This window comes from Streptomyces sp. DSM 15324, from assembly GCF_001514285.1.
Taxonomy (GTDB): Bacteria; Actinomycetota; Actinomycetes; order Streptomycetales; family Streptomycetaceae; genus Streptomyces.
Map to the genome: position 1 here is coordinate 12,541 of NZ_KQ949024.1, position 21,341 is coordinate 33,881.

At 73.6% G+C, this 21,341-nt stretch carries 17 protein-coding genes and 2 pseudogenes; 5 read left to right on the forward strand and 14 right to left on the reverse strand.

Annotated features, from left to right (window positions below):
- Nucleotides 1-2 precede the first annotated feature (2 nt).
- The 4 genes from AQJ58_RS06285 to ribA form a co-directional block, all read right to left on the reverse strand.
- A complete protein-coding gene (locus tag AQJ58_RS06285; RefSeq protein WP_067245897.1) occupies nt 3-1,229 on the reverse strand; it encodes a saccharopine dehydrogenase family protein in 1,227 nt (408 codons plus the stop codon).
- On the reverse strand, nt 1,222-2,292 hold the full coding sequence (locus tag AQJ58_RS06290) for a saccharopine dehydrogenase (RefSeq protein ID WP_067245900.1): 1,071 nt from the start codon (nt 2,290-2,292) through the stop codon (nt 1,222-1,224). Before AQJ58_RS06290 ends, AQJ58_RS06285 begins: the two co-directional genes overlap by 8 nt.
- A complete protein-coding gene (locus AQJ58_RS06295) occupies nt 2,289-3,434 on the reverse strand; it encodes an NAD(P)/FAD-dependent oxidoreductase (RefSeq protein WP_067245902.1) in 1,146 nt (381 codons plus the stop codon). Before AQJ58_RS06295 ends, AQJ58_RS06290 begins: the two co-directional genes overlap by 4 nt.
- Nucleotides 3,435-3,553: 119 nt before the next feature.
- A complete protein-coding gene (gene ribA, locus AQJ58_RS06300; protein WP_067245904.1) occupies nt 3,554-4,213 on the reverse strand; it encodes a GTP cyclohydrolase II in 660 nt (219 codons plus the stop codon).
- 38 nt (nt 4,214-4,251) lie between these two features.
- Here ribA and AQJ58_RS40450 point away from each other — a divergent pair, with 38 nt between their 5' ends.
- The gene (locus AQJ58_RS40450) at nt 4,252-5,082 is read left to right on the forward strand and encodes a creatininase family protein (protein WP_079078737.1); all 831 of its coding nucleotides are present in this window, start codon (nt 4,252-4,254) and stop codon (nt 5,080-5,082) included.
- A gap of 233 nt (nt 5,083-5,315) precedes the next feature.
- Here AQJ58_RS40450 and AQJ58_RS06310 read toward each other — a convergent pair.
- The 5 genes and pseudogenes from AQJ58_RS06310 to AQJ58_RS06330 form a co-directional block, all read right to left on the reverse strand.
- Nucleotides 5,316-6,320 (reverse strand): annotated as a pseudogene (locus AQJ58_RS06310) (lysylphosphatidylglycerol synthase transmembrane domain-containing protein); the annotation flags it as partial.
- Nucleotides 6,320-7,537 (reverse strand): trans-aconitate methyltransferase, encoded by a 1,218-nt coding sequence (locus tag AQJ58_RS06315; protein ID WP_324613737.1) that lies wholly within the window; start codon nt 7,535-7,537, stop codon nt 6,320-6,322. The gene AQJ58_RS06315 and the pseudogene AQJ58_RS06310, both read right to left, overlap by 1 nt.
- Nucleotides 7,534-8,742 (reverse strand): glycosyltransferase family 4 protein, encoded by a 1,209-nt coding sequence (locus AQJ58_RS06320; RefSeq protein WP_067245909.1) that lies wholly within the window; start codon nt 8,740-8,742, stop codon nt 7,534-7,536. The genes AQJ58_RS06315 and AQJ58_RS06320 overlap by 4 nt, the downstream gene beginning before the upstream one ends.
- Nucleotides 8,739-9,137 carry a 6-pyruvoyl trahydropterin synthase family protein gene (locus AQJ58_RS06325; protein ID WP_067245912.1) on the reverse strand — a complete coding sequence of 133 codons (399 nt, stop codon included), beginning with the start codon at nt 9,135-9,137 and terminating at the stop codon, nt 8,739-8,741. The genes AQJ58_RS06320 and AQJ58_RS06325 overlap by 4 nt, the downstream gene beginning before the upstream one ends.
- A gap of 116 nt (nt 9,138-9,253) precedes the next feature.
- Nucleotides 9,254-10,246, reverse strand: a complete 993-nt coding sequence (locus tag AQJ58_RS06330; protein WP_067245914.1) for a zinc-dependent alcohol dehydrogenase — start codon at nt 10,244-10,246, stop codon at nt 9,254-9,256.
- Between the two features lie 120 nt (nt 10,247-10,366).
- On the opposite strand from AQJ58_RS06330, the gene AQJ58_RS06335 reads away from it, so the two are divergent.
- On the forward strand, nt 10,367-11,125 hold the full coding sequence (locus AQJ58_RS06335) for a CDP-alcohol phosphatidyltransferase family protein (RefSeq protein ID WP_067245917.1): 759 nt from the start codon (nt 10,367-10,369) through the stop codon (nt 11,123-11,125).
- Between the two features lie 212 nt (nt 11,126-11,337).
- Here the strand turns inward: AQJ58_RS06335 and AQJ58_RS06340 are convergent, their stop codons facing one another.
- Genes AQJ58_RS06340 through AQJ58_RS06360 form a run of 4 tightly spaced genes read right to left on the reverse strand, consistent with a single transcriptional unit; the run spans nt 11,338 to nt 16,615 of the window.
- Nucleotides 11,338-12,636, reverse strand: a complete 1,299-nt coding sequence (locus tag AQJ58_RS06340; RefSeq protein WP_079078738.1) for an MDR family MFS transporter — start codon at nt 12,634-12,636, stop codon at nt 11,338-11,340.
- Nucleotides 12,633-14,618: an ABC transporter permease subunit gene (locus tag AQJ58_RS44245; RefSeq protein WP_079078739.1), complete on the reverse strand. Its 1,986-nt coding sequence runs from the start codon at nt 14,616-14,618 to the stop codon at nt 12,633-12,635. The genes AQJ58_RS06340 and AQJ58_RS44245 overlap by 4 nt, the downstream gene beginning before the upstream one ends.
- 5 nt (nt 14,619-14,623) lie before the next feature.
- Complete coding sequence (locus AQJ58_RS06355) at nt 14,624-16,120, reverse strand: ABC transporter substrate-binding protein (RefSeq protein WP_067245920.1); 1,497 nt, start codon at nt 16,118-16,120, stop codon at nt 14,624-14,626.
- A gap of 9 nt (nt 16,121-16,129) precedes the next feature.
- Nucleotides 16,130-16,615 (reverse strand): GNAT family N-acetyltransferase, encoded by a 486-nt coding sequence (locus AQJ58_RS06360; RefSeq protein WP_079078822.1) that lies wholly within the window; start codon nt 16,613-16,615, stop codon nt 16,130-16,132.
- Nucleotides 16,616-16,825: 210 nt separating this feature from the next.
- Here AQJ58_RS06360 and AQJ58_RS06365 point away from each other — a divergent pair, with 210 nt between their 5' ends.
- The 3 genes and pseudogenes from AQJ58_RS06365 to AQJ58_RS06375 form a co-directional block, all read left to right on the forward strand.
- Nucleotides 16,826-17,773: an ATP-binding protein gene (locus AQJ58_RS06365; protein WP_067245925.1), complete on the forward strand. Its 948-nt coding sequence runs from the start codon at nt 16,826-16,828 to the stop codon at nt 17,771-17,773.
- 48 nt (nt 17,774-17,821) lie between these two features.
- On the forward strand, nt 17,822-18,214 hold the full coding sequence (locus AQJ58_RS06370) for an SCO5389 family protein (protein ID WP_067245927.1): 393 nt from the start codon (nt 17,822-17,824) through the stop codon (nt 18,212-18,214).
- A 163-nt stretch (nt 18,215-18,377) separates the two neighbouring features.
- Nucleotides 18,378-18,962: pseudogene (locus AQJ58_RS06375) on the forward strand (coagulation factor 5/8 type domain-containing protein); the annotation flags it as partial.
- Nucleotides 18,963-19,117: 155 nt separating this feature from the next.
- Here the strand turns inward: AQJ58_RS06375 and AQJ58_RS06380 are convergent.
- Nucleotides 19,118-21,307: an elongation factor G gene (locus AQJ58_RS06380; RefSeq protein WP_067245929.1), complete on the reverse strand. Its 2,190-nt coding sequence runs from the start codon at nt 21,305-21,307 to the stop codon at nt 19,118-19,120.
- Nucleotides 21,308-21,341: the final 34 nt, after the last annotated feature.

The window sequence follows — 21,341 nt, forward strand, 5'->3', positions numbered from 1 at the left end:
CGTCAGCCATCCCCGGTGCGGGTGAACTCCAGTCCCTCCGCGGCCAGTTCATCGAGCCACCGCGCCGACCGGGCCGCCGTCTCGGCCGCCCGGCTCAGCCCCGGCGGCAGCGCGCCGGCCAGGATCTGCCGGACGCCGAGCGCGAGCGTGCGCGAGACACACCGCGCCATCGCGCTCTCCGCCTCGTCGCCGACCAGGTCCAGCAGGTAACTCCCCGACCAGGACGCGCCCCCGCGGGCCGAGCCGGCCGACCCCTTCTCCACCGCAGGCGAGGCCGCGGAGGAGACCTCGGGAGACACCTGTGGGGACACCTCGAGGCGGACCTCCAGGACCACCCGGTCACGGTCGGTGTCCGTCGTCGGGTAGGCGGCCGCCAACTCCCGTGCCAGCGCGGCGATCCGGGCGTCGTCGCCCGCCTTCAGCTCCTCGAACACCGGCTGCCAGGCGTGCAGCCAGCCGTCCAGACGCAGGGTGCCGCGCACGAAACCGTCCGCTCTCCAGGCCGGCGGCAGCCCGTACTGCTCGACGAAGGGCACGCTGTCCCGGTTGGGGTACACCTCGAAGGGTTCCCCGTCGACGACGTGCCGCCGGGTCGCCTCCCAGGGCCGGGCGGCGACGGTCTCGGCCCCGTCCTCGATGTAACGGGCAGGAGAGCGCAGGGCGTTGAGGACTCCGAGGGGCGCCCAGCTGAAGCGGTAGCGGAAGTCGTCGGGGACCGCGGGGATGCCTCCGCAGTACGAGGTGAGGCGGTACGAGGCCGCCGTGTCCACGCCGATCGCCTCCCGGGCGCGGGCCACCAGGGCGTGGGCGAAGAGGTGATCGATCCCGGGGTCGAGCCCGGCCTCGGTGAGGACGACCAGACCCGACTTCGCGGCCGCCGGGACCTGCTCCAGCACCGCGTCCGAGACATAGCTGGAGCAGGCGAAATGGGCGTGCCGGGCGACGCAGGCGGCCAGCAGCGGGGCGTGGTCCGGGGCGGGCAGCATCGACACGACGACGTCACCGGGGGCGAGTTCGGCCGTGAGCGCGTCGAGTGTGTAGGCGCGGGGTGCGGCGCGTCCGGTCAGCCCCAGCCGGTCCAGGGCCTCGGCGGCGCGGTCCTCCGTACGGTGCCAGAGGCGGACGCCGTCGGTGCGTGCGCACAGGTCGGCGAGCCCGCTGCCCGTCGACAGTCCGGCGCCCACCCAGTGGACGGCACCGCTCGCGGGAACCACCACCGCCTCACTCATGGTCGAACTCCCGCCCCTCGATGCCGAGTTCACGCCCCGCCCGGCGGAACCGCCGCAGGCAGCGCGCCCATGCCTCCCCAGCGGGCAGTACCAGCAGCTGCGGCAGCAGGGCCGCCGAGAAGTCGGTGCTGGACTCGCGCGGCAGCAGCGAGGGCAGGTTGTCGATGGCGATCAGGTCCAGCGGGGGCTCCTTGCGCAGGGTGCGCACGGGATCCGTCCACTCCGTGGTGCGGTCGTAGACGGGCAGGACGTTGAGGGGGGAGCCGACGTCGCAGGTGACGTCGGAGAGGGTGCGCAGCCTGCGGGCCGGGTCGTCCAGGTCCTCCTCGCGCACGAACGGCGGCACGGGGGTGGTGGCCAGGACGCAGTTGACGAGCAGATCGTGGCCGAGGAGGGCACGACGGTCCAGGTCCCGGGTCTCGGCGAGGTCCCAGCACGTGGGCTCGACACCGGCCGTGGTGAGCGCGGCGCGGGCGCCGCGGCCGCTGCGGCCCAGGGCACCGACCACGAGGGCGGTGAACTCGCCGTCCTCGGGGCGCGGCCGCAGGATCTCGTCCAGCGCGTCCCGGTCGGTGGGGAGCAGCGGCGCGGAGAGCCGGCCCCGGTGGTGGAGCACCGCGAGGGCCGCGCCGAGGTAGCCGGCCCAGAACCCGAACGCGGCCAGCCTGCGGCCCTGTTCGTCGACCAGGTACTCCAGGTCCAGCAGCGCCCCTCCCCCGGCGGCGAACCGGCGGAGCAGACCGGCGGCACCGGGCTGCTGCTTGTAGGCGTGCCCGAAGAAGACATGGCGGTGGGTCAGCTCGGCCGGCTGGTCGGGGAGTTCCTTCAGGCCGAGGACGACCGTCTCGGGCGGCGCCGACACCCAGGAGCCCGCGGGGGCGACGCGGGCGCCCACCGCCTCGTACTCCTCGACGGGGAAGATCCGCTGCGGGGACTCCTCGACGGTCAGCCGCACTCCGGCCTCGACGAGGCGGCGGGCGTCGTCGGGGACGACCGGGGTGCGCCGTTCGGTGGAGCGGTCCTCGTGGCGCAGCCACAGGTGGGGGGCGGTCGGTGCCGTCATACGCAGTTGACCTCCGGACGCGGGGCGTCGGCCGCGAACCGGCCGGCGCTCAGGGGGGTGACGTCCACGAAGGGTACGCGGCCCAGGTAGAGGTCGCGGACGACCTCGCCGACGGCCGGTCCCTGGAGGAAGCCATGCCCGGAGAAACCGGTCGCATACAGAAAACGGGAGATCGAATGCGCCTCGCCGATCAGGGCGTTGTGGTCCGGGGTGATCTCGTACAGGCCCGCCCAGCCTCCCGTGCGGCGCAGCTCCAGGATGTCGGGGGCGCGGTGCTCCAGCGCGGCGGCGAGACGGGGGATCCAGCGGTCGTGGGTGTCGGTGGCGAAGCCGGGCCGCTCGTCGGGGTCGGACATCCCGACGAGCAGACCGGGGCCCTCGGAGTGGAAGTAGAGGGTGGTGCTGAAGTCGATCGTCATGGGGAGGTCCGGCGCGAGTCCGGGCACCGCCTCGGTGACCGCGATCTGGCGGCGCAGCGGCTGCACCGGCAGGTCCACGCCCACCATCGCGCCGACGGACCGGGACCAGGCGCCGGCCGCGCAGATCACCGTGTCGGTGGTGATCGGGCCGAGGGTGGTGGTGACGCCGGTGATGGTGTCGCCGCGGGTCTCGATGCCGGTCACCGCGGTCCGGCGCAGGATGCGCGCGCCGTACCGGCGGGCGGCGTCGGCGTACCCCTGGACGACGGCCTCCGGCGTGCAGTGCCCGTCGTCGGGCGAGAACGCGGCGGCGCGTAAGCCGTCGGTGGTGATCAGCGGGGAGAGCCGGCGGGCCTCCGCCGGGTCGATCATGCGGCTGGGCACCCCGAGCGCGTTCTGCAGCCGCACGCCCGCCTCGAACGAGGCGACCTCCTCGGGGGTGGAGAGCAGGAAGAGGTAGCCGACCCGGTGCAGTCCGATGTCGTGCCCGAACTCCTCGCCGAACCGCCCGAACGCCTCCAGGCTGCGCGCCCCGAGCTGGATGTTCAGCTCGTCGGAGAACTGGGCGCGCACCCCTCCGGCGGCCTTCGAGGTCGACCCGGCGGCGAGGTCGTCCCGTTCCACCAGCAGGACGTCCCGTACGCCCGCGGCGGCCAGGTGGTAGGCGATGCTGGTCCCGATCACTCCGCCGCCGATGACGACGACCGAGGCATGCGTGTTCACGCGAGCGGCTCCTTATGGTGCGGCGGCCCCGGCCCGAGTACCGAGGCCGGGGCTGTCACCTGCACGGACCGTCGTGATCCCTACCCGCCGGGCGGCGCGGGGATCCCGGCCAAGGGCGCTCAGGACCAGTGCGCGACGGCGTCCAGGTGCGGCAGCCGGTGGTCCATGCGCTCCCGCTTGGTGCGCAGGTAGGTGATGTTGTTCTCGCACGGTTCGATGAGCAGCGGCACCTCCTCGGCGACCTGGATGCCGTTGTCGACGAGCGCCTCGCGCTTGCGCGGGTTGTTCGACATCAGCCGCACGGACCGTACGCCGAGGTCGCGCAGGATGTCGGCGGCCACCTTGTAGTCGCGGGCGTCCACCGGGAAGCCGAGCGCCACGTTCGCCTCGACGGTGTCCAGCCCCTCCGCCTGGAGGGCCATCGCGCGCAGCTTGCCCAGCAGGCCGATGCCGCGTCCCTCGTGGCCGCGCAGATAGACGACGATGCCGCTGCCGGCGGCGACGACGGCCCGCAGCGCCGACTCCAGCTGGTCGCCGCACTCGCAGTGCTGGGAGCCGAACGCGTCGCCGGTCAGGCATTCCGAGTGCAGCCGGGTCAGCACGTCCTCGCTGCCGATCTCGCCGTACACCAGGGCGACTTGTTCGTCACCGCGGTCGTGGTCGAGGTAGCCCACCGCCTGGAATTTCCCGTACACCGTGGGCAAGGGGGCATTCACCACGCGTTCCACACCGGTGCGCTGCGCGGTCTGCTTGCCGAGTACGCCAATGTTCTCTGTCATGATCTGATTCCTAAGCGGAGACGAAAGGCCGGGAAAAGATGAGTGGTTCGGAGATAAGGACGGCGGCGACGGCGGGGGCGGGGGCGACGTACGGCCTGCTGCCCGCGGACACCACCGAGGACGTCCGCTCCCGGGGCGCGGGCGTCACCACGCAGGTGGCCGTCCTGCCGGTCGGCAGCTTCGAACAGCACGGTCCGTACCTGCCGCTCGCCACCGACACCCTGGTCGCGTGCGCCATCGCCCGGGAGATCGCCGGGGCGTACCCGGTGCACCTCCTTCCGCCGGTGACCATCGCCTGCTCGCACGAGCACGCGGGCTGGCCGGGGACCGTCAGCATCTCCTCCGTGACCCTTCACGCGGTGGTACGGGACATCGCGGCGTCGTTGCGCCGCTCGGGCGTCGAGGCCCTGGTGCTGGTCAACGGACACGGCGGGAACTACGTCCTGGGCAACGCTGTCCAGGAGTCCTCCGCCCGCGGTGAGCGGATGGCGCTCTTCCCGGCCCCGGAGGACTGGGAGGCGGCGCGGGAACGGTCCGGGGTGGTGACCTCGCTCCTCACCGACATGCACGCCGGGGAGATCGAGACCTCGATCCTGCTGCACGCCCACCCGGAACTCGTCCGGCCCGGTTTCGAGTCCGCCGATTTCACCGCGGACGACCGCCGCCATCTGCTCACGCTGGGAATGTCCGCCTATACCGATTCGGGCGTCATCGGCCGTCCTTCCCTGGGGTCCGCGGAAAAGGGGAAGGAACTCCTGGCGAGCCTGGCGGATTCCTTCGGCGCGTATTTCTCGCTGCTGACTTCGGAGGCCTCCGGAAACACCGGCTCCGGGAACACGGGGGTCAGCGGGGGGTCCGGCTCGCTGTAGGCCGCCCGGGGCGCTGGGCCGGAAACAGTCTCACCGGCCTCAGCAGGCTCACGGGCACCGGCCTCAGCAGGCTCAGCGGCCTCACGGGACTCAGCGGCCTCACCAGGCTCACGGGACTCAGCGGCCTCGTCGGCCCGTACGGCTGTGTACCAGCGCACCACGAGGACGACGGCCCCCGGCAGCGCGGCCACGAAGCTGAGCACGCCGTACACCACCGCCACCGACAGGCCGGTGTCCGCGCCGAGGCCGGCCGCGCCGAACGCCCAGGCGGTGACGCCCTCGCGGGGTCCCCAGCCGCCGACGTTCAGCGGCACGGCCATCGCCAGCAGGGCGAGCATCGCGATCGGCAGCAGGGCGAGCACGGAGGCGCCGGAGCCGGCCACCCGGGCGGCGACGACGAACATCGCGACGTACCCGGCGAGCACGACCAGCGACGACACGGCCACCCCGGGCCCGTTGCGCCGCGACAGCAGCCCCTCGCGCGCCTCCGCCAGCGCCCTGCTCAGGCGTCCGGCGGGGCGCGGCCGGGAGGAGTTCATGCGCAGCGCGAGCACCACGGCGAGTGCCCCCGCCCCGGCCAGCAGGACCAGCGGGGCGAGGCCGCGCAGCCGGCCCATGACCGGGGACGGCAGCACCAGCAGGACCGTTACGCCCGCGCCGGCCAGCGCGAGCTGTCCCGCCGTGCGCTCCAGCACGACCGCCCGTACACCGCGCCCGACGTCACCGGCGCTCTGCCCGTGCCGCACGGCGCGGTGCACGTCGCCGAGGATGCCGCCGGGCAGGGCCGCGTTCAGGAACAGCGCCCGGTAGTAGTCCGCGACCGCCGCGCCGAACGGCAGCCGGATGCGCAGCCCGCGGGCCACCAGCGCCCACCGCCAGGCGCTGAAGACGGTGGTGACGGCGCCGATGCCGAGCGCGACCAGCACGGTCGGCAGGTCGATCCGGCGCAGCCCGTCCAGGAACACGCCCGTCCCCATCCGCCACAGCAGCACCGTGAGGATGGCGACGCCGGCGACGCTCCCGAAGTGGGTGCGCAGGGCGCGCGAGGCGAACACCCTGCGCCACGCCGACGGCGTGCGGTGCGGCTCGGTCACGATGACCCCGATGCGGGTCTCGGACACGGCGGGGCCGGTGCGCACCGCCGACGGGGCACGCGGCGGCCGTACGGCCGGGGTGCCCTCGCTCCGCACCGCGGGCGCGGCCGTGCCGGCCCGCGCCCCCACCGTCTCGGCGCTCATCAGACGCGCCCCGTCGGCCGGGCCAGGGCGAGCAGGTCGCTGTGGTGGACGGTGACCCTGAGCTCGCCCGCCTGGCAGGCCGTGAGGCGCTTGGCGAGGTAGCCCTCGGCACGTTCGGCGAGGTCGGGGCGCTGCTCCACGGCCGCGCCGACCCAGCCGCGCAGCCACTGGGCGGTGAGCGCGGCCTGCTCGGGGCCGAGCCGCCAGGGGCTCGGGTGGACCTTGACGGTGGCGCCGTGGTCGGCGAACGCCTCGCAGGCGACACCCACCGCGTCGGGGCCGAGGAGGCCGCCGCGCCGCTGGTGGTCGTTGAAGGCGGCGGCGAGCTCCTCGTCCAGCGGGTCCGGCGCGGAGAACTCGACCCGGCCGGCGACCGACAGCGTGAGCAGCGCCGGGCAGCCGGCGCCCGCGCAGGCCGCGGCGAGCGTCTCGACCTCCTCGCGGGTCAGGACGTCGAGGAGGGCGGAGGCGGTGACGAGGGAGGCGCCGGTCAGGGCGTCCGGGGTGAGCCGGGCGACGTCGCCGCGCCGGGTCTCGACGGTGACCCGGCTGCCGTCGGCGGCCGCGCGCGGCGAGGCGACGGCCGCGAAGTGCAGCAGGTAGGGGTCGCGGTCGTGCAGGATCCAGTGCTGGCCGCCGTCCAGGCGGGGCGCGAGCCAGCGGCCCATCGAGCCGGTGCCGCAGCCCAGGTCGTGGACGGCGAGACCGCCGCTGCGTCCGTTCGGCAGGTTCGCGAGCCGGATCCGCAGCGGGTCCAGCAGGTCCACCGCCCGCGCCGCGGCGTCCGCGGGCTCACGCAGCTGGAGCCACTCGGGCGCGTACCGGGGCTGGTCCTCGGGTCCGGCCTCCCGCAGCCGTACGGTGGGCCGCTCGCCGGGACGGGTGACGGGGCCCGCGCCCGCTATCACCGCGTCGGGGTCGGCAGCGCCGTCCGGCACATCCAGGGCCAGGCGGTCCGTCGCATCCAGGGCCACGCGGTCCGTCGCATCCGGGGTCGCGCTGTCCGCCGCTTCCGGCGCCACGGTGCCGGTCGCGATGCCGGTCACGTCCTGGGCCATGGTGCCGGTCACGTCCTGGGCCACGGTGCCGGTCACGTCCTGGGCGACGGTGCCGGTCGCGATGTCCGTCATGGTGGAGGCCTCCTTCGGGCCCGGCTGGGTGGGGATGGCCCCCACGCGCCGCGCCATGTCCGCCGGGCTCGCCGTCGTCTTCCTCATGCCGCCCTCCGGGGTTCGCCGGGAAGCCGGCCCAGCACGCCGGCCAGGCTCTGGGCGGTGGACGCCCAGCCGTTCAGTGCCGCCCGGCGGCTGCGCGCGGCCGCCTTCAGCCGGCGTCGTACGTCCGCCTCGCCGAACCAGCCGCGCAGTTCCGCGGCGAGCGCGGCCGGGTTCTCCGGCGGGACGAGGATGCCGGGCATCCCGCCGTCGGGGGCGCGGCCGACGGCCTCGGGCAGCCCGCCGACGTCGGTCGCGAGGACCGGGATGCCGCGGGCGAGGGCCTCGGTGACCGCCATGCCGTAGGTCTCGGCGTAGGAGGTGAGGACCATCAGGTCGGCGGAGGCGTACGCGGCGTCGAGTTCGGCGCCCGCCTTCGGGCCGGCCAGCTCCAGCCGGTCCTCGAGGCCGTGGTCGCGGATGAGGCCGCGCAGATGGGCGACGTACTCCGGGTCCTGGGTCAGGCCGCCCACGCACACGCAGGACCACCTGAGGTCGGTCACCGCGGCCAGCGCCTCCACCAGCCGGTGCTGGCCCTTGCGCGGGGTCACGGCGGCCACGCACAGCAGCCGGGAGACACCGTCGGTGCCCGAGGCGAGGGGCGCGATGTCGGCGCCGGGGGCGGCGCAGTGCACCTTCTCCGGGGCCAGGCCGTGGTGCGAGACGAGGCGGCGCACCGCCCAGTCGCTGGTGGCGATCACCGCGGGCACCGCCCGCAGCACGGCGCGCTCCTTGGCATCGAGCTCGGCCGCCACCAGCGGTTCGAGGCCGGTCTCGTCGCCGAGCGGCAGGTGCACGAGGACCGCGAGCCGCAGCCGCTCCGCCTCGGGCACCACGATCTCCGGGACGCCGCAGGCGACGAGCCCGTCGAGCAGCACGACGGTGCCGTCGGGGAGGTCGGCCAGCGTGCGCGCCAGTTCGGTGCGGGCGGCGGTCTCCGGGCGCGGCCACAGGCCGTTCACCAGGTGCTTGTGGACCTGCCAGCCGAAGCCGGGCAGGTCCAGGCAGACCCGGCGGTCGTAGGCGTTGCCGCCGCTGGGGTTGGCGGTGTCGTAGACCCCGCCCGGCATGACGAAGTGCACGGAGCGCAGGGACATGGGGATGAGGTCACCCGCCTTCCGGGGCGTCGGAGCCGTGGGGGTCTTGGGTGCCGCGGTCTGGGCGGGCACGTAGGCGAGCGGGGCCTTCGCCAGGGTCACCTCGGTCACAGCGCACGCTCGTAACTCGCCCAGGCGATGTGCGACTCGTGCAGGGTGACGGAGAGCGAGGCGATACCGCGTGCGCCCTCGCCGAGGGCGCCCTTGTGGATGCGCTCGGCGAGCCGGTCCGCGACGACCTTGGCGAGGAACTCCGTGGAGGTGTTGACCCCGGCGAAGTCGGGCTCGTTGTCCAGGTTGCGGTAGTTCAGCTCGCTGACCACGGCCCCGAGCTCCTGGGTGGCCAGTCCGATGTCGACGACGATGTTGTCGTCGTCCAGCTGCTCGCGGCGGAACGTGGCGTCCACCAGGAACGTCGCTCCGTGCAGGCGCTGCGCGGGTCCGAAGACCTCGCCGCGGAAGCTGTGGGCGATCATGATGTGATCGCGGACGGTGACACTGAACAACGGACGACCCTCCAGGTGCGGCGCGTCTGGTCCCCCGGCCGTTGGCCGCCGGGGGATGCCGTGTAGTACGGCTCTCGACTTCCCCGTGTTCAGAGCGATCTCACTCTTTTCTCAGGTCAGGCGCTCATGCTGCTGTCCGACGGGTACCTGACACGGTGGCAGAGCGCGGGGATCTCGCCCGATGCCAGCGCCGGCATCACCTCCGGAAGCTCCTCGAACGCGCTTTCCCCCGTGACGAGCGCGTCGAGCGCCGGATCGGCCAGCAGGTCGAGGGCGAGCGCGAGCCGGTCGGCGTAGCTGCGGTCGGCGCGGGCCGGGGAGACGGTGCCGACCTGACTGCTGCGGATCACCAGCCGGCGCGAGTGGAAGGCCTCGCCGAGCGGCAGCGCGATCCTGCGGTCGCCGTACCAGCTCAGTTCGAGGACGGTGCCCTCCGCGCGGAGCAGTTCCAGTGACCGGGTCAGGCCCTGCTCGGTGGCGCTGGCGTGCACGACCAGGTCGCAGCCGCCGAGCGCGTCCCCGGGTAGCGCGAAGCCGACGCCGAGCGCCTCCGCGGTCTTCGCGCGCGCCGGGTCGGCGTCCACCAGCTGGACGCGCACGCCGGGGAAGCGGGCCAGCAGCGCGGCGACCGAGCAGCCGACCATGCCGCCGCCGACCACCGCGATCCGGTCCCCGACCAGGGGCTTCGCGTCCCACAGCGCGTTGACGGCGGTCTCCACGGTGCCGGCGAGCACGGCCCGTCCGGCGGGCACGACGTCCGGTACGACCGTCACGGCCGTCTCGGGGACGACGTACCGCGTCTGATGCGGATAGAGACAGAAGACCGTCCGCCCGACGAGCCGTGCCGGTCCCTCCTCCACCACCCCGACGTTGAGGTAGCCGTACTTCACGGGCGCCGGGAAGTCGCCCTCCTGGAACGGTGCCCGCATGACCGTGTGCTGGCTCTCGGGCACCTGTCCGCGGAAGACGAGGGTCTCCGTGCCACGGCTGATCCCGGAGTACAGCGAACGGACGACGACCTCGCCCTCAGCGGGCTCCGGCAGGGCCACGTCCCGTATCCCGCCGCGGCCCGGGGCGTCGATCCAGAACGCGCGTCCGCTGCGGTCCATCGTCATCCTCCTGAACGATCTGCTGAACGATCTGCAACCGGTGCACGTACCGAGGTGTGCACAGGTCGCGCACAGTACGCGGCACTGATCATCTCTGTCACCTGGCCGGAGGAATGTGCGGTGGCCCTGAACAACACTTACGACGCAAGGCTGGTCCAGCAGGAGACCGCTGTGGGGGCGGGCGTCCAGATCCTGCTGCTGGCCCTGCTCGGTTCGGCGATCGGCATGGGGCCGGCGGGCTGGGTCACCGGCCTCGTCTTCGCCGTCGCCACCTGGGCCGTCCTCTCCCGGGCACTGCACCGCTCACGACTGCGCTCCTTCGGCCCCGCCAACCGGGTCACCCTCGGCCGCGCCACCCTCGTCGGCGGGGTGACCGCCCTGGTCGCCGACTCCTTCGAGTCCACCCCGCCGGTGACCCTGCTGGTCGGCCTCACCGCCGTCGCCCTGATCCTCGACGGCGTCGACGGCAAGGTCGCCCGCCGCACCGGCACCTCCACCGCGCTGGGCGCGCGCTTCGACATGGAGGTCGACGCGTTCCTCATCCTGGTCCTGAGCGTGTACGTCTCCATGGCGCTCGGCCCGTGGGTGCTGCTGGTCGGCGCGATGCGGTACGTCTTCGTCGCCGCCGCCCGCGTCGCCCCCTGGCTCAACGCCCCGCTCCCGCCGAGCATGGCCCGCAAGACCGTCGCCGCCCTCCAGGGCATCTGCCTGCTGGTCGCGGGCGCGGACCTCCTCCCCCACAGCGGCAACGTCGCCGTCATGCTGCTGGCCCTCGGCACCCTGCTCTGGTCCTTCGGCCGCGACGTGCTGTGGCTGTACCGCACCTCCCGGGTCCGCGCGGCCCGTCCGGCGGAGCAGCGGGTGCTGGAACTCGCCTAGACCGCACAGGGGTTCACCCCTTCCTCCACCGCCCCCCACGGGAAAGGGCCCGCACCGTCACGGACGGTCCGGGCCCTTCCGTATGGCCTCACTGGCGGGTGTGTTCGGACTGGCGGGTGTGTTCGGCTGGGCAAGTCCTGTTCGGCTGGGCAGGTGTGTTCGGCTGGGCGCATGTGTTCGGCTGGGCGCTCGGGCAGACGCCTCGCCTGCGTCTACGGCCGTGGCGTGTCCGGTTGTACGGCAGTGTCGACGGCTTCGGCTGCGTCGGCTGCGTCGGCTGCGTCGGCTGCGTCGGCTGCGTCGGCGCGACGGTGTGGGCGGCCCCGGCCCGGCAGCAGGGCGATCGCGGCGACCGGTACCGCGGCCAGCAGCAGCCAGGGCACGGCCGGCGGGAGCCCGGTGTCGAGGAGTGTGCCGGTGGCCGCGCTGCCGAGCAGCACGATGAGCCCGGAGAGCGACGACAACGCCCCGGTGTACAGGCCGAGTCGGCCCCGCTCCGCGAGGTCGGGGACCCAGGCGCGGACGGCGGGGGCGACCAGCATCTGACCGAGGGTCAGCAGCACGGCGAACCCCACGGCGGGCAGCAGCCCCGTCGTCCCGGTCCGCCCGGCGGGCAGGGCCGCGGCGACCACCGTGAACCCCGCGGCGATCAGCCCCAGCCCGGCCGCCGCCGAACGGCGGGTGCCGATGCGTTCCCCCGCCCAGCGGGTGACGGGCAGTTGGGCGGTCACCACCAGCAGCGACGACAGCGCGAACAGCCAGGCCAGCGGCGCCTGCGAACCCGCCGCGCGCTCCACCTCGGCGGGCAGGGCGAGGTAGAACTGGTTGTAGGCGAGGAGGTAGGCGCCGTAGGCGCAGCACAGGGCGAGGAAGCTGCGGTTGCGCAGCAACGGGCCGATGCCGCTCCGGACTTCGACGCGCTCCCGGCCGGGCAGGTGCTGCGGCAGCAGCACGGCGTGCGCGGCGAGCACCAGGACGAAGACGCCGGCGCCGGCGAGGCACACGGCCCGGAAGTCGACCGACAGCAGCAGCGCGCCCAGCAGCGGACCGACGAACGCCCCGGCCTGTCCGGCGACCGTGAACAGGGCCAGCACCCGGGTGCGGGACCCGCCGCCCGCCTCCTCGTGCGCGACGGCCTGCCGGGCCACCTCGGACTCGACCGCCGGGGAGAAGAGCGCGGCGGCGAACCCGACGAGCAGCACGGCCCCGGTCACCGCCCAGGCCCGCTCGGCGTAACCAAGCCAGACGAACCCGGCGATCCGCAGCGCACAGCCGGCCAGGACGACGGGCCGCACCCCGTAACGGTCGGCCAGGGCACCGCCGACCACGAACAGCCCCTGCTGGCTGAAGGTCCGCAGCCCCAGCACGAAACCCACGAGCCATCCCGCCATCCCGACGGCCCCGCCCAGATGCTCGGACAGGAACGGCAGCACCGCGAAGAAGCCGATGTTGAAGGCGAGTTGGGTGAGAACGAGCAGCCGCAGGAGCGGCGGGAGCCGGAGCGGGTTCATCGGTCCTTCCCGACTCGCCTGTCGGCGGCTCCTGTTGCGGTGACCGCGAGGGCGCCCAGCAGGGCGAGGACGGTGGCGGGGGCCAGTACGGCCCAGGGGGCGCGTTCGACGTAGGGCTGGTTCTCGGCGAGCAGCAAACCCCATTCGGGGGAGGGTGGTTGGGCGCCGAGTCCGAGGAAGCCGAGCGATGCGAGCCCGAGGGCGATGCCGGGCAGCCGCAGCACGGCGTGGCGGACCACCGGCGGCACCACGGCGGGCAGGATCGCCCGGCGCAACAGGTACCAGCGCCCGGCGCCGAGAGCACGGGTGGCGGCCAGGTGCAGGGTGGCCCGCTCCTGCCGCAGCAGCGCGGAGGTGTGCGCGGCGAGCGGCGCCCACGCCACGACGGCCACCGCGACCGCGGGAGTCGTCTCACCGCCGCCCCACAACGCGGTGACGAGCAGCGCGGCCGCGACGGGCGGCACGGCGTTGACGGTGTCCACGAGCGGCCCGGACAGCCGGGGCAGCAGCCCGAGCAGCACACCCGCGACCAGGGCCGCCGCACTGACCACGACCGCCAGGAGGAGCGTGTCGAGAGCGCCGTGGGCGACGCGGGCGAGCAGGTCCCTGCCGAGGGCGTCGGTACCGAAGGGGTGGGTGGAGGTGGGTGCTTGGAGGCGGTGTGCCGTCTCGACGGCGAGGGGGTCACGGGGGAGACCGAGGGCGATGACGACGGCGAGGAGAAGGCCGTAGGCGCCGGCGGGGCCGTATGCGAGGGCGGAGCCGTATGCGATGGGCAGGATCCTGCGGGCGGTCGACGGCGGTCCGTGGACCGTATGCGATCGCCTGAGCAGTGCATACGGTGACCTGCCGCGTGTATGCGGCGGCCGGTGCACCGGATGCGGTGGCCGGTCGACTGCCCGCGGTGCACGGTGCACCGCAGGCGAGGTCCGGTCGACTGTCTGCGGTGGACGGTGCACCGCAGGCGAGGCCCGGTCGACTGTCCGCCGTCGCCGAGGTACCGCCTGCGATGGCCGGTGGAGTGTATGCAGCGCCCCGTCCCGCAACGCGGGACCGGCGAGCCGACCCACGGCGAGGCGGGCGGCGGCCGTCGTGACGGCGGCGAGCGCGACGAGCGCGAGCGTGCCGGCCTGGAGGACGGGGAGGTCCTGGGCGAGCGCGGCCTGGAGGATCGTGCGGCCCAGGCCGGGGATGTCGAAGATCTGCTCCACGGCGACGGCCCCTCCGGTCAGTCCCACGGCGAACAGCCCCAGGTTGGGCAGCAGTCCGGGCAGGCAGCGGTGCAGCGCGTGGCGGGCGACCTTGCGGCCGGGGAGGCCGCGCGAGGCGGCGGCCGTGGCCCAGGGTTCGGCGAAGGCGGCGGGCAGCTGGTCGTCGAGGAGGCGGCCGAGGACGGCGCCGGCGGGCAGGCCGAGGGCGAGGGCGGGGAGGACGGTCCACTGCGGGCCGTACCAGCCGAGGGCGGGCAGCCAGCCGAGGTGTACGCCGACGACGGTGGCGAGGACGGACGCGGTGAGGAACTCGGGCAGCGCGGCGAGAACGGCGGGGATCGACCCGCCCGGGGTCCGTCCGTGGAGCCGGCGCCGGGCGCCGAGGTGCAGCGTGCGGGCGCACACCGCGGCGGCCGTGCCGCAGGCGACGACGAGGGACACCGCCATCAGCAGCAGGGACGCGCCCAGGGCCTGGGTGACGGCGGGGGTGACCTCGGCGCCGGAGATCCAGGACCGTCCGGCGTCCCCCCGCCACAGCCCGCCGAGCCACCGCCACAGGAGCATCAACGGGCTTTCTTCCAGACCGAGTTGAGCACGTACGGCGGCCAGCGCCGCCGGGTCCGGGTCGCGGTCGGCGGAGCGGGCCTTGAGGACGGTGAGCGCCGGGTCGGTGTGGGAGAGCCAGGGCAGCAGCCCGATCCCGCACAGCAGCGCCGCCGTCAGTCCGGCCCGCCACAGCGGGGTGGCCGCCCTGCCCATCCTGCTTCCCATGCGGTTCAGCGCCGGGTGCCGGTGCCGACCAGGGTGCGCTCGTACGGGTCGAGGAGTACCCCGCCGACGGTGTCCGCGACCCCGGTGACGACACGCTGGTGGACCAGGGGGACCACGGCGTCGGTCGCCAGGATCTCGGCCTCCGCGGCCAGGGCGGCGTCCTGCCGCTTGCCGGTGTCGGCGACCGTCCGGGCCCGCTCGACGGCCCGGTCGACGTCGCTGTCGCACAGCAGGGCCAGGTTGTAGCCGCCGTCGCAGGTGAAGTCGCTGTCGAGCAGGGAGACCGGGTCGCCGGTGTCGAGGAGGCTGTTGCGGGCGCCGACGACGGCGTCGAACGTTCCGGCGAGCGCGTCGCTCTCCAGCCGTGCGTACTCGCGCACCTCCAGCTTCACGGTGAACCCGGCCTTCTCCAGCTGCTGCTTCAACACCTGGGCGGATTCGGGGAGTTCGGGCCGGTTGTCGTAGGTGGCGAGGGTGATGGAGGCGCCGTCGGGCCGCCCCGCCCGCGCGCGTCCGCCGGGGGTGACCCGCTTGGCCTGCGCCCAGGTGACGGCGGGGCCGAACAGCCCGGCCCCCGGGTCGGCGTGTCCTTCGTAGACGCCGTGGGCGAGGGCTTCGGTGTCGACGGCGGCCCGGGCCGCGGCGCGCAGTGCGGGGTCCTTGAAGGGGCCCGACTTCGTGTTGAGGTGGAGGCTGGTGGTGCGGGTGGTGGCGGTCTCGCGGCGGCTGTCGGGGTCGAGCGCGGCGGCCTGGGAGACGGGTATCGCCTCGGCGATGTCGACCTGCCCGGTGCGCAGGGCGTTGGCGCGGGCGGTGCCGTCGGCGATGAAGCGGGCGTCGATGCCGGAGGCGTGGGCACGGCCCGCCCAGTGGCCGTCGAAGCGGTCGAGGGTTGCGGAGGTGGTGCCGGTGATCTGGGTGAGGGCGAAGGGGCCGGTGGCGGTGCCGACCGGGTCGACCGTGTCCTCGTCCGCGTAGGCCTTCGGGGCCAACACGGCGAGGCCGGGCCCGGCCAGTCGCAGCGGCAGTGCGGGGTCGGGTGCGGCCGTGGTGATCCGTACGCCCGTCGCGCCCTGCGCACGGGCCGTGAGGGTGACCCCGGCCAGGGCGGCGGGGGCGGGCGCGGCGCGGCCGGCGCGGGTGAGGGCGGTGACCACGGCGGCGGGAGTGACGTCCGTGCCGTCCTGGAAGAGGGCCTCGCGCAGGGTGAACAGCCAGGTGCGGTCGTTCTCGCGGCGCCAGGAGGAGGCGAGGGCGGGGGCGGCGGAGCCGTTGGCGTCGAGGGCGGTCAGGCCCTCGGTCACGCCGAGGCGGCTGAGGATCGTGGCGTCGGCGCCGTACGGGGAGAGGTTCTGGGTGGGCGGGAAGGCGAGGGCGACGCGCAGCCGTGCGCCGTCCTTGCCGTCGGGCTTCGCCGCGGTGTCGCCGGTGGCGGCGAAGCAGCCGGTGAGCAGCGGGGCCAGCAGGAAGGCGGTGAGCAGGCGGGGGCGGGGAGTGCGCATGGGGCAGACCTAGGGGGTGAGGGAGGGCAGGGGGACCTCGAAGTGGACGACTGGCTGGCCGCCGCCGGGGTCCTCGCGTTCGTCGTGCACGACCTTGCCCAGCGACCGCCAGAAGCTCTCGGCTCCCTCGACGGTCGGGTCGGTGTGCAGGTAGACGGAGCGGTATCCGCCGTCGGCGGCGGCGAAGGCGAGGAGTTCCGCGACGAGCCGGCGGGCGAGTCCGCGCCGCCGGTGTGCGGGGCGGACGTAGACCCGGCGCAACTGCGCGCTCTCGCCGGACGGGAAGCGTGCGGCGACGTGTTTCGGGTTCGGCGGGTGGGCGGGCCCGCGGGAGTCCAGCGCGGCGGTGGCCACGACGTCGCCGTCGACGCCGTCCCGCGCCACCAGCAGGGTGTGGCGGACCGGGGTGAGGTAGGCGGCGGCCGGATCGATGATGTCGCCGTGCCAGCGGGGGACGTATCCGGTGCCGAAGTCGCGGTAGACGGTGTCGAGCATGACGACACGGGCACCGTCGAGGTCGTCGGGACCCGCGGTCTTTATGCAGTAGGTGTGCACTTGCAAATCATATGCATTAAGGCCTCCGCCGATGATCACCGCGCGACCCGACACGACACCGCACCCCCCCGACTCCCGACTTGACAGTGATCACGAGCGAGCCCTAAACCTAGCAACATGACATTCATTTTCAAAACGGTGGGCCGCTAGATGCGCGTCGCGTTCGTCGGCAAGGGCGGCAGTGGCAAGACCACCCTGTCGGCGCTGTTCGCCCGCGAACTGGCACGGTCCGGCGCACCTGTGCTGGCCGTCGACGGCGACATCAACCAGCACCTGGCCGAGGCGCTCGACCCCGGCGCCGGCCCGTTCACCGCTCCGCCCCTGGCCGCGCACACGGGTGAGATCAAGGACCTCCTGCGCGGCACCAACCCGCGGATCGCCTCCCGTGAGGCGATGGTCAAGACCACCCCGCCGGGCCGGGGTTCACGCCTGCTGCGCCTGCTGGGCGAGGACGCGTTGCACACCCGCCACGTCCAACGGGTCGGCGGCGTACCGCTGATGGTCACCGGCGCGTTCGACGAGAGCGACCTGGGCGTGGCCTGCTACCACTCCAAGCTCGGCGCCGTCGAGCTCTACCTCGGACATCTCGTCGACGGCCCCGGCGAGTACGTCGTCGTCGACATGACCGCGGGCGCCGACGCCTTCGCCTCGGGCCTGTTCACCCGCTTCGACATGACGTTCCTGGTGGCCGAACCCACCCGCAGGGGCGTCTCCGTCTACCGCCAGTACCGCGACCACGCGGCCGAGTTCGGCATCCCGCTCGCCGTGGTCGGCAACAAGGTGACCGGCGAGGACGATCTGCTCTTCCTCAAGGAGCAGGTGGGCGACGACCTGCTCACCCACCTGGCCCTGTCCCCCTGGGTCCGCTCGGCCGAACGCGGCACACCGCACGGTGAGTTGGAGGCGGACAACCGGCACGCACTCACCGTGCTGCGCGAGACGGTGGACGCCCGCCCCAAGGACTGGCCCACCCTCCACCGGCACGCCGTCGAGTTCCACCTGCGCAACGCCCGCGCCTGGGCGGACACGGCGACGGGCCACGACCTGGCGACCCAGGTGGACCCGGAGTTCGTCCCCGGCCCCGCGTCGCTCCTCTGACCACCCCGGCGGTTCCCCCGCCACAGGATCAACAGAAACAGGACACCCATGTCTCTCGACGTCTCCCCGAAGCTCCTCGCCGAGGCCGAAGCCGGTGACATCCGCGAGGCGGACTTCATCGACACCGTCCGCACGTCACTGCCGTACGCCTACGACCTCGTGGAGTCCCTCTCCGTCCGACTGCACGCCGGTATCACCGAGTTCACCGACAACCAGACCCCGCCGCCGTCCGAGCAGGAGCGCGGCCAGCTGCTGCGGGCCCTCGCCAGTGACGCGATCCGTGGCAGCCTGGAACGCCACTTCGGCGTGGCCCTCGCCTTCCAGAACTGCCACCGGGTGGCCGCGTTCCGCCCGGAGGCCCGCCACGGGCAGACCTACGCCCGGTTCACCTCCACCCGGGCACAGGTGCTGAACCAGTCGGCGGAGCTGCGGGACTGCTGACCGACGCAACCAGCGGCGGCGCTCGTGACGGGGCGCCCCGCACCCCTGTCGCCAGGGTCGCGCGGTGCGGCGTCACTCGGGGAACTCGTGTGCCACCACTTGACGTACGTCTTCGGGTAGTTGAAGCATTCAGCGAGGAGAGAGCGCTCTCAAGAACGCTGCCGTTAAGGACGTGTTCGTCCGGATCGGCGGCGCGGGTGCCGGCCTGGCAACCGCCAGCCTGGTCGTCAACAGCCGGCACACCATCGTCGACCACACCTGGGTCTGGCGCGCCGACCACAGCAACGGCGTCGGCTGGGAGACCAACCGCGCCGACTACGGCGTCGTCGTCAACGGCCACGATGTGCTCGCCACCGGACTGTTCGTGGAGCACTTCAACAAGTACGACGTGCAGTGGTACGGCCAGCGCGGCCGCACCATCTTCTTCCAGAACGAGAAGGCCTACGACGCGCCGAACCAGGCCGCTGTCCAGAACGGCCCGCTCAAGGGGTACGCCGCCTACAAGGTCGGCGACGACGTCACCACCCACGAGGCGTGGGGCCTGGGCAGCTACTGCTACTACAACGTCGACCCCACGATCGTGCAGCACCACGGCTTCGCCGCCCCGAACACCCCCGGCGTGAAGTTCCACGACCTGCTGGTGATCTCCCTCGGCGGCAAGGGCCAGTACGAGGCGGTGATCAACGACACCGGGGCGCCGACGTCGGGGGCCTCGACCGTGCCGTCGACGGTGGTGTCGTATCCCTGAGAGGTTTCCCGCATACCGCATACCGCATACCGCATACCGCATACCGCATACCGCATACCGCATACCGCATACCATACGGCTGACGATCGACTCCGATGTGGCCCTCGGGGGCTCCGTGTACAGGAGACAGAGGCCCCCGAGGGAGGCGGCAGGACCTACGGCGTCATCGCCGCCGCGGGCGCCGGGGCGTACCCGGTCGGCCGGGCCGTGAAGGTGCCGCGGCCCTGGGTTCGGCTGCGCAGCCCGGTGGCGTAGCCGAACAGTTCCGCCAGCGGGACGGTGGCGGTGACCACCGCGGACCCGCCGCGGACCACCGACTCGGTGACCCGGCCGCGGCGGGCGGCGAGGTCACCGAGGACTCCGCCGACCGCGTCCTCGGGCACGGTGACCGTGACGTCGACGACCGGTTCCAGCAGGACCATCGCACAGGCCCTCAGGGCTTCCCGGAGCGCGAACCGGGCCGCCGTACGGAAGGCCGTGTCGGAGGAGTCCTTCACATGGGTCGCCCCGTCGGTCAGGGTGACCCGCAGCCCCGTCACCGGGTGACCGCCGAGGGGGCCCTCGGCGAGGGCGTCCCGGCAGCCGGCCTCGACGGCCCGCACGTACTCCTGCGGCACCCGTCCGCCGACGACCGACGAACGGAACTCGAACCCGTCCTCCAGCGGCTCCACATCGAGCACGACGTGCGCGAACTGCCCGGCCCCGCCGTCCTGTTTGACATGCCGGTACACCACACCGGACACCCCGCGGCCCACCGTCTCCCGGTAGGTCACCCTGGGACGGCCGACGTTGACGTCCAGCCCGAGGGAGCGCCGGATCTTCTCCACCGCCACCTCCAGGTGCAGTTCGCCCATTCCCGACAGCACGGTCTGCCCGGTCTCGGGATCGGTCCGCACGACCAGCGACGGATCCTCCTCCGTCAGCCGGGCGAGCGCCGAGGCCAGCCGGTCGGTGTCGGTGCTCCGGGACGCCTCGACCGCCACCGACACGACCGGGTCGGCGACACCGGGCGGCTCCAGGACCAGCGGGTCACCGGGGGCGCACAGGGTCGAGCCCGGCCGGGCCGACTTCAGCCCGACCACGGCCACGATGTCGCCCGCGACCGCACGGTCCACCTGGGCATGCCGGTCGGCCTGCACCCGCAGGATGCGGCCGATCCGCTCGACCCGCCCGGTGCCGGACTCCCACACCGGGTCTCCCTTCTCGATCGTTCCGGAGTACACCCGCAGGTAGGTGAGCCGGCCGGTGGGGGTGGCGCCGACCTTGAAGGCGAGGGCGGCGAACGGAGCGGCCGGGTCGGCGGGGCGTCGCTCGCCGGCGGTGTGCGGCACACGGTCGACCGAACCGTGCATACGGTCGGCAGCAGGGTCCATATGGCCCGCAGCATGGTGCATACGGTCTGCGGCCGGATGGCTGCCGTCGACCGTCGCCCCACTCCGCCCGTTCCGCACACCGTGGACACCATCCCGGATCCCGCGTACCGCCGGCACGTCCAACGGCGACGGCAGATAGTCGACGACGGCGTCCAGCAGCGGTTCGATCCCTCGGTTCCGGTAGGCCGATCCGCACAGCACGACAACCCCGTCACCCGTGCGGGTCAGGTCCCGCAGGGCGGTGGTGAGGGTCTCGGCGGAGAGCGTCTCGCGGTCGCAGAACTCCTCCAGCGCGGCCGGGTGGCGTTCCGCGACCGCCTCCTCCAGGAGCCGGCGCCTGCGCAGCGCCTCCTCCCGCAGCCCTTCCGGCACCTCCCCCTCGACGGCGGTGTCGCTGCCGTCGCCCCAGGTCAGTGCCCGCAGGCGGAGCAGGTCCACGACACCGGTGAAGGTGTCCTCGGTGCCGATGGGGAGGTGGACGACGAGCGGGACGGGGTGCAGTCGGGCGCGGAGGGAGGCGACGGCGGTGTCGAGGTCGGCGCCCGCGCGGTCCATCTTGTTGACGAAGGCGATCCTCGGTACGCCGTGCCGGTCGGCCTGCCGCCACACGGACTCGCTCTGCGGTTCCACGCCGGCGACGGCGTCGAACACCGCCACCGCCCCGTCGAGGACCCGCAGGGCACGCTCCACCTCGTCGGCGAAGTCGACGTGTCCGGGGGTGTCGATCAGGTTGACGCGGTGACCGTTCCAGTCGCAGCTGACGGCCGCGGCGAAGATCGTGATGCCGCGGTCGCGTTCCTGGGGGTCGAAGTCGGTGACGGTCGTGCCGTCGTGGACCTCGCCGCGCTTGTGCGTGGTGCCGGTGGCATACAGGATCCGCTCGGTGACGGTGGTCTTGCCGGCGTCGACGTGGGCGAGGATGCCCAGGTTGCGCACGGCGGCGAGGTGACGGTGGTCGAGGTGGTTGCGCACGACCCTTGGCCTTTCGGATGTTCTCGGGGAACGG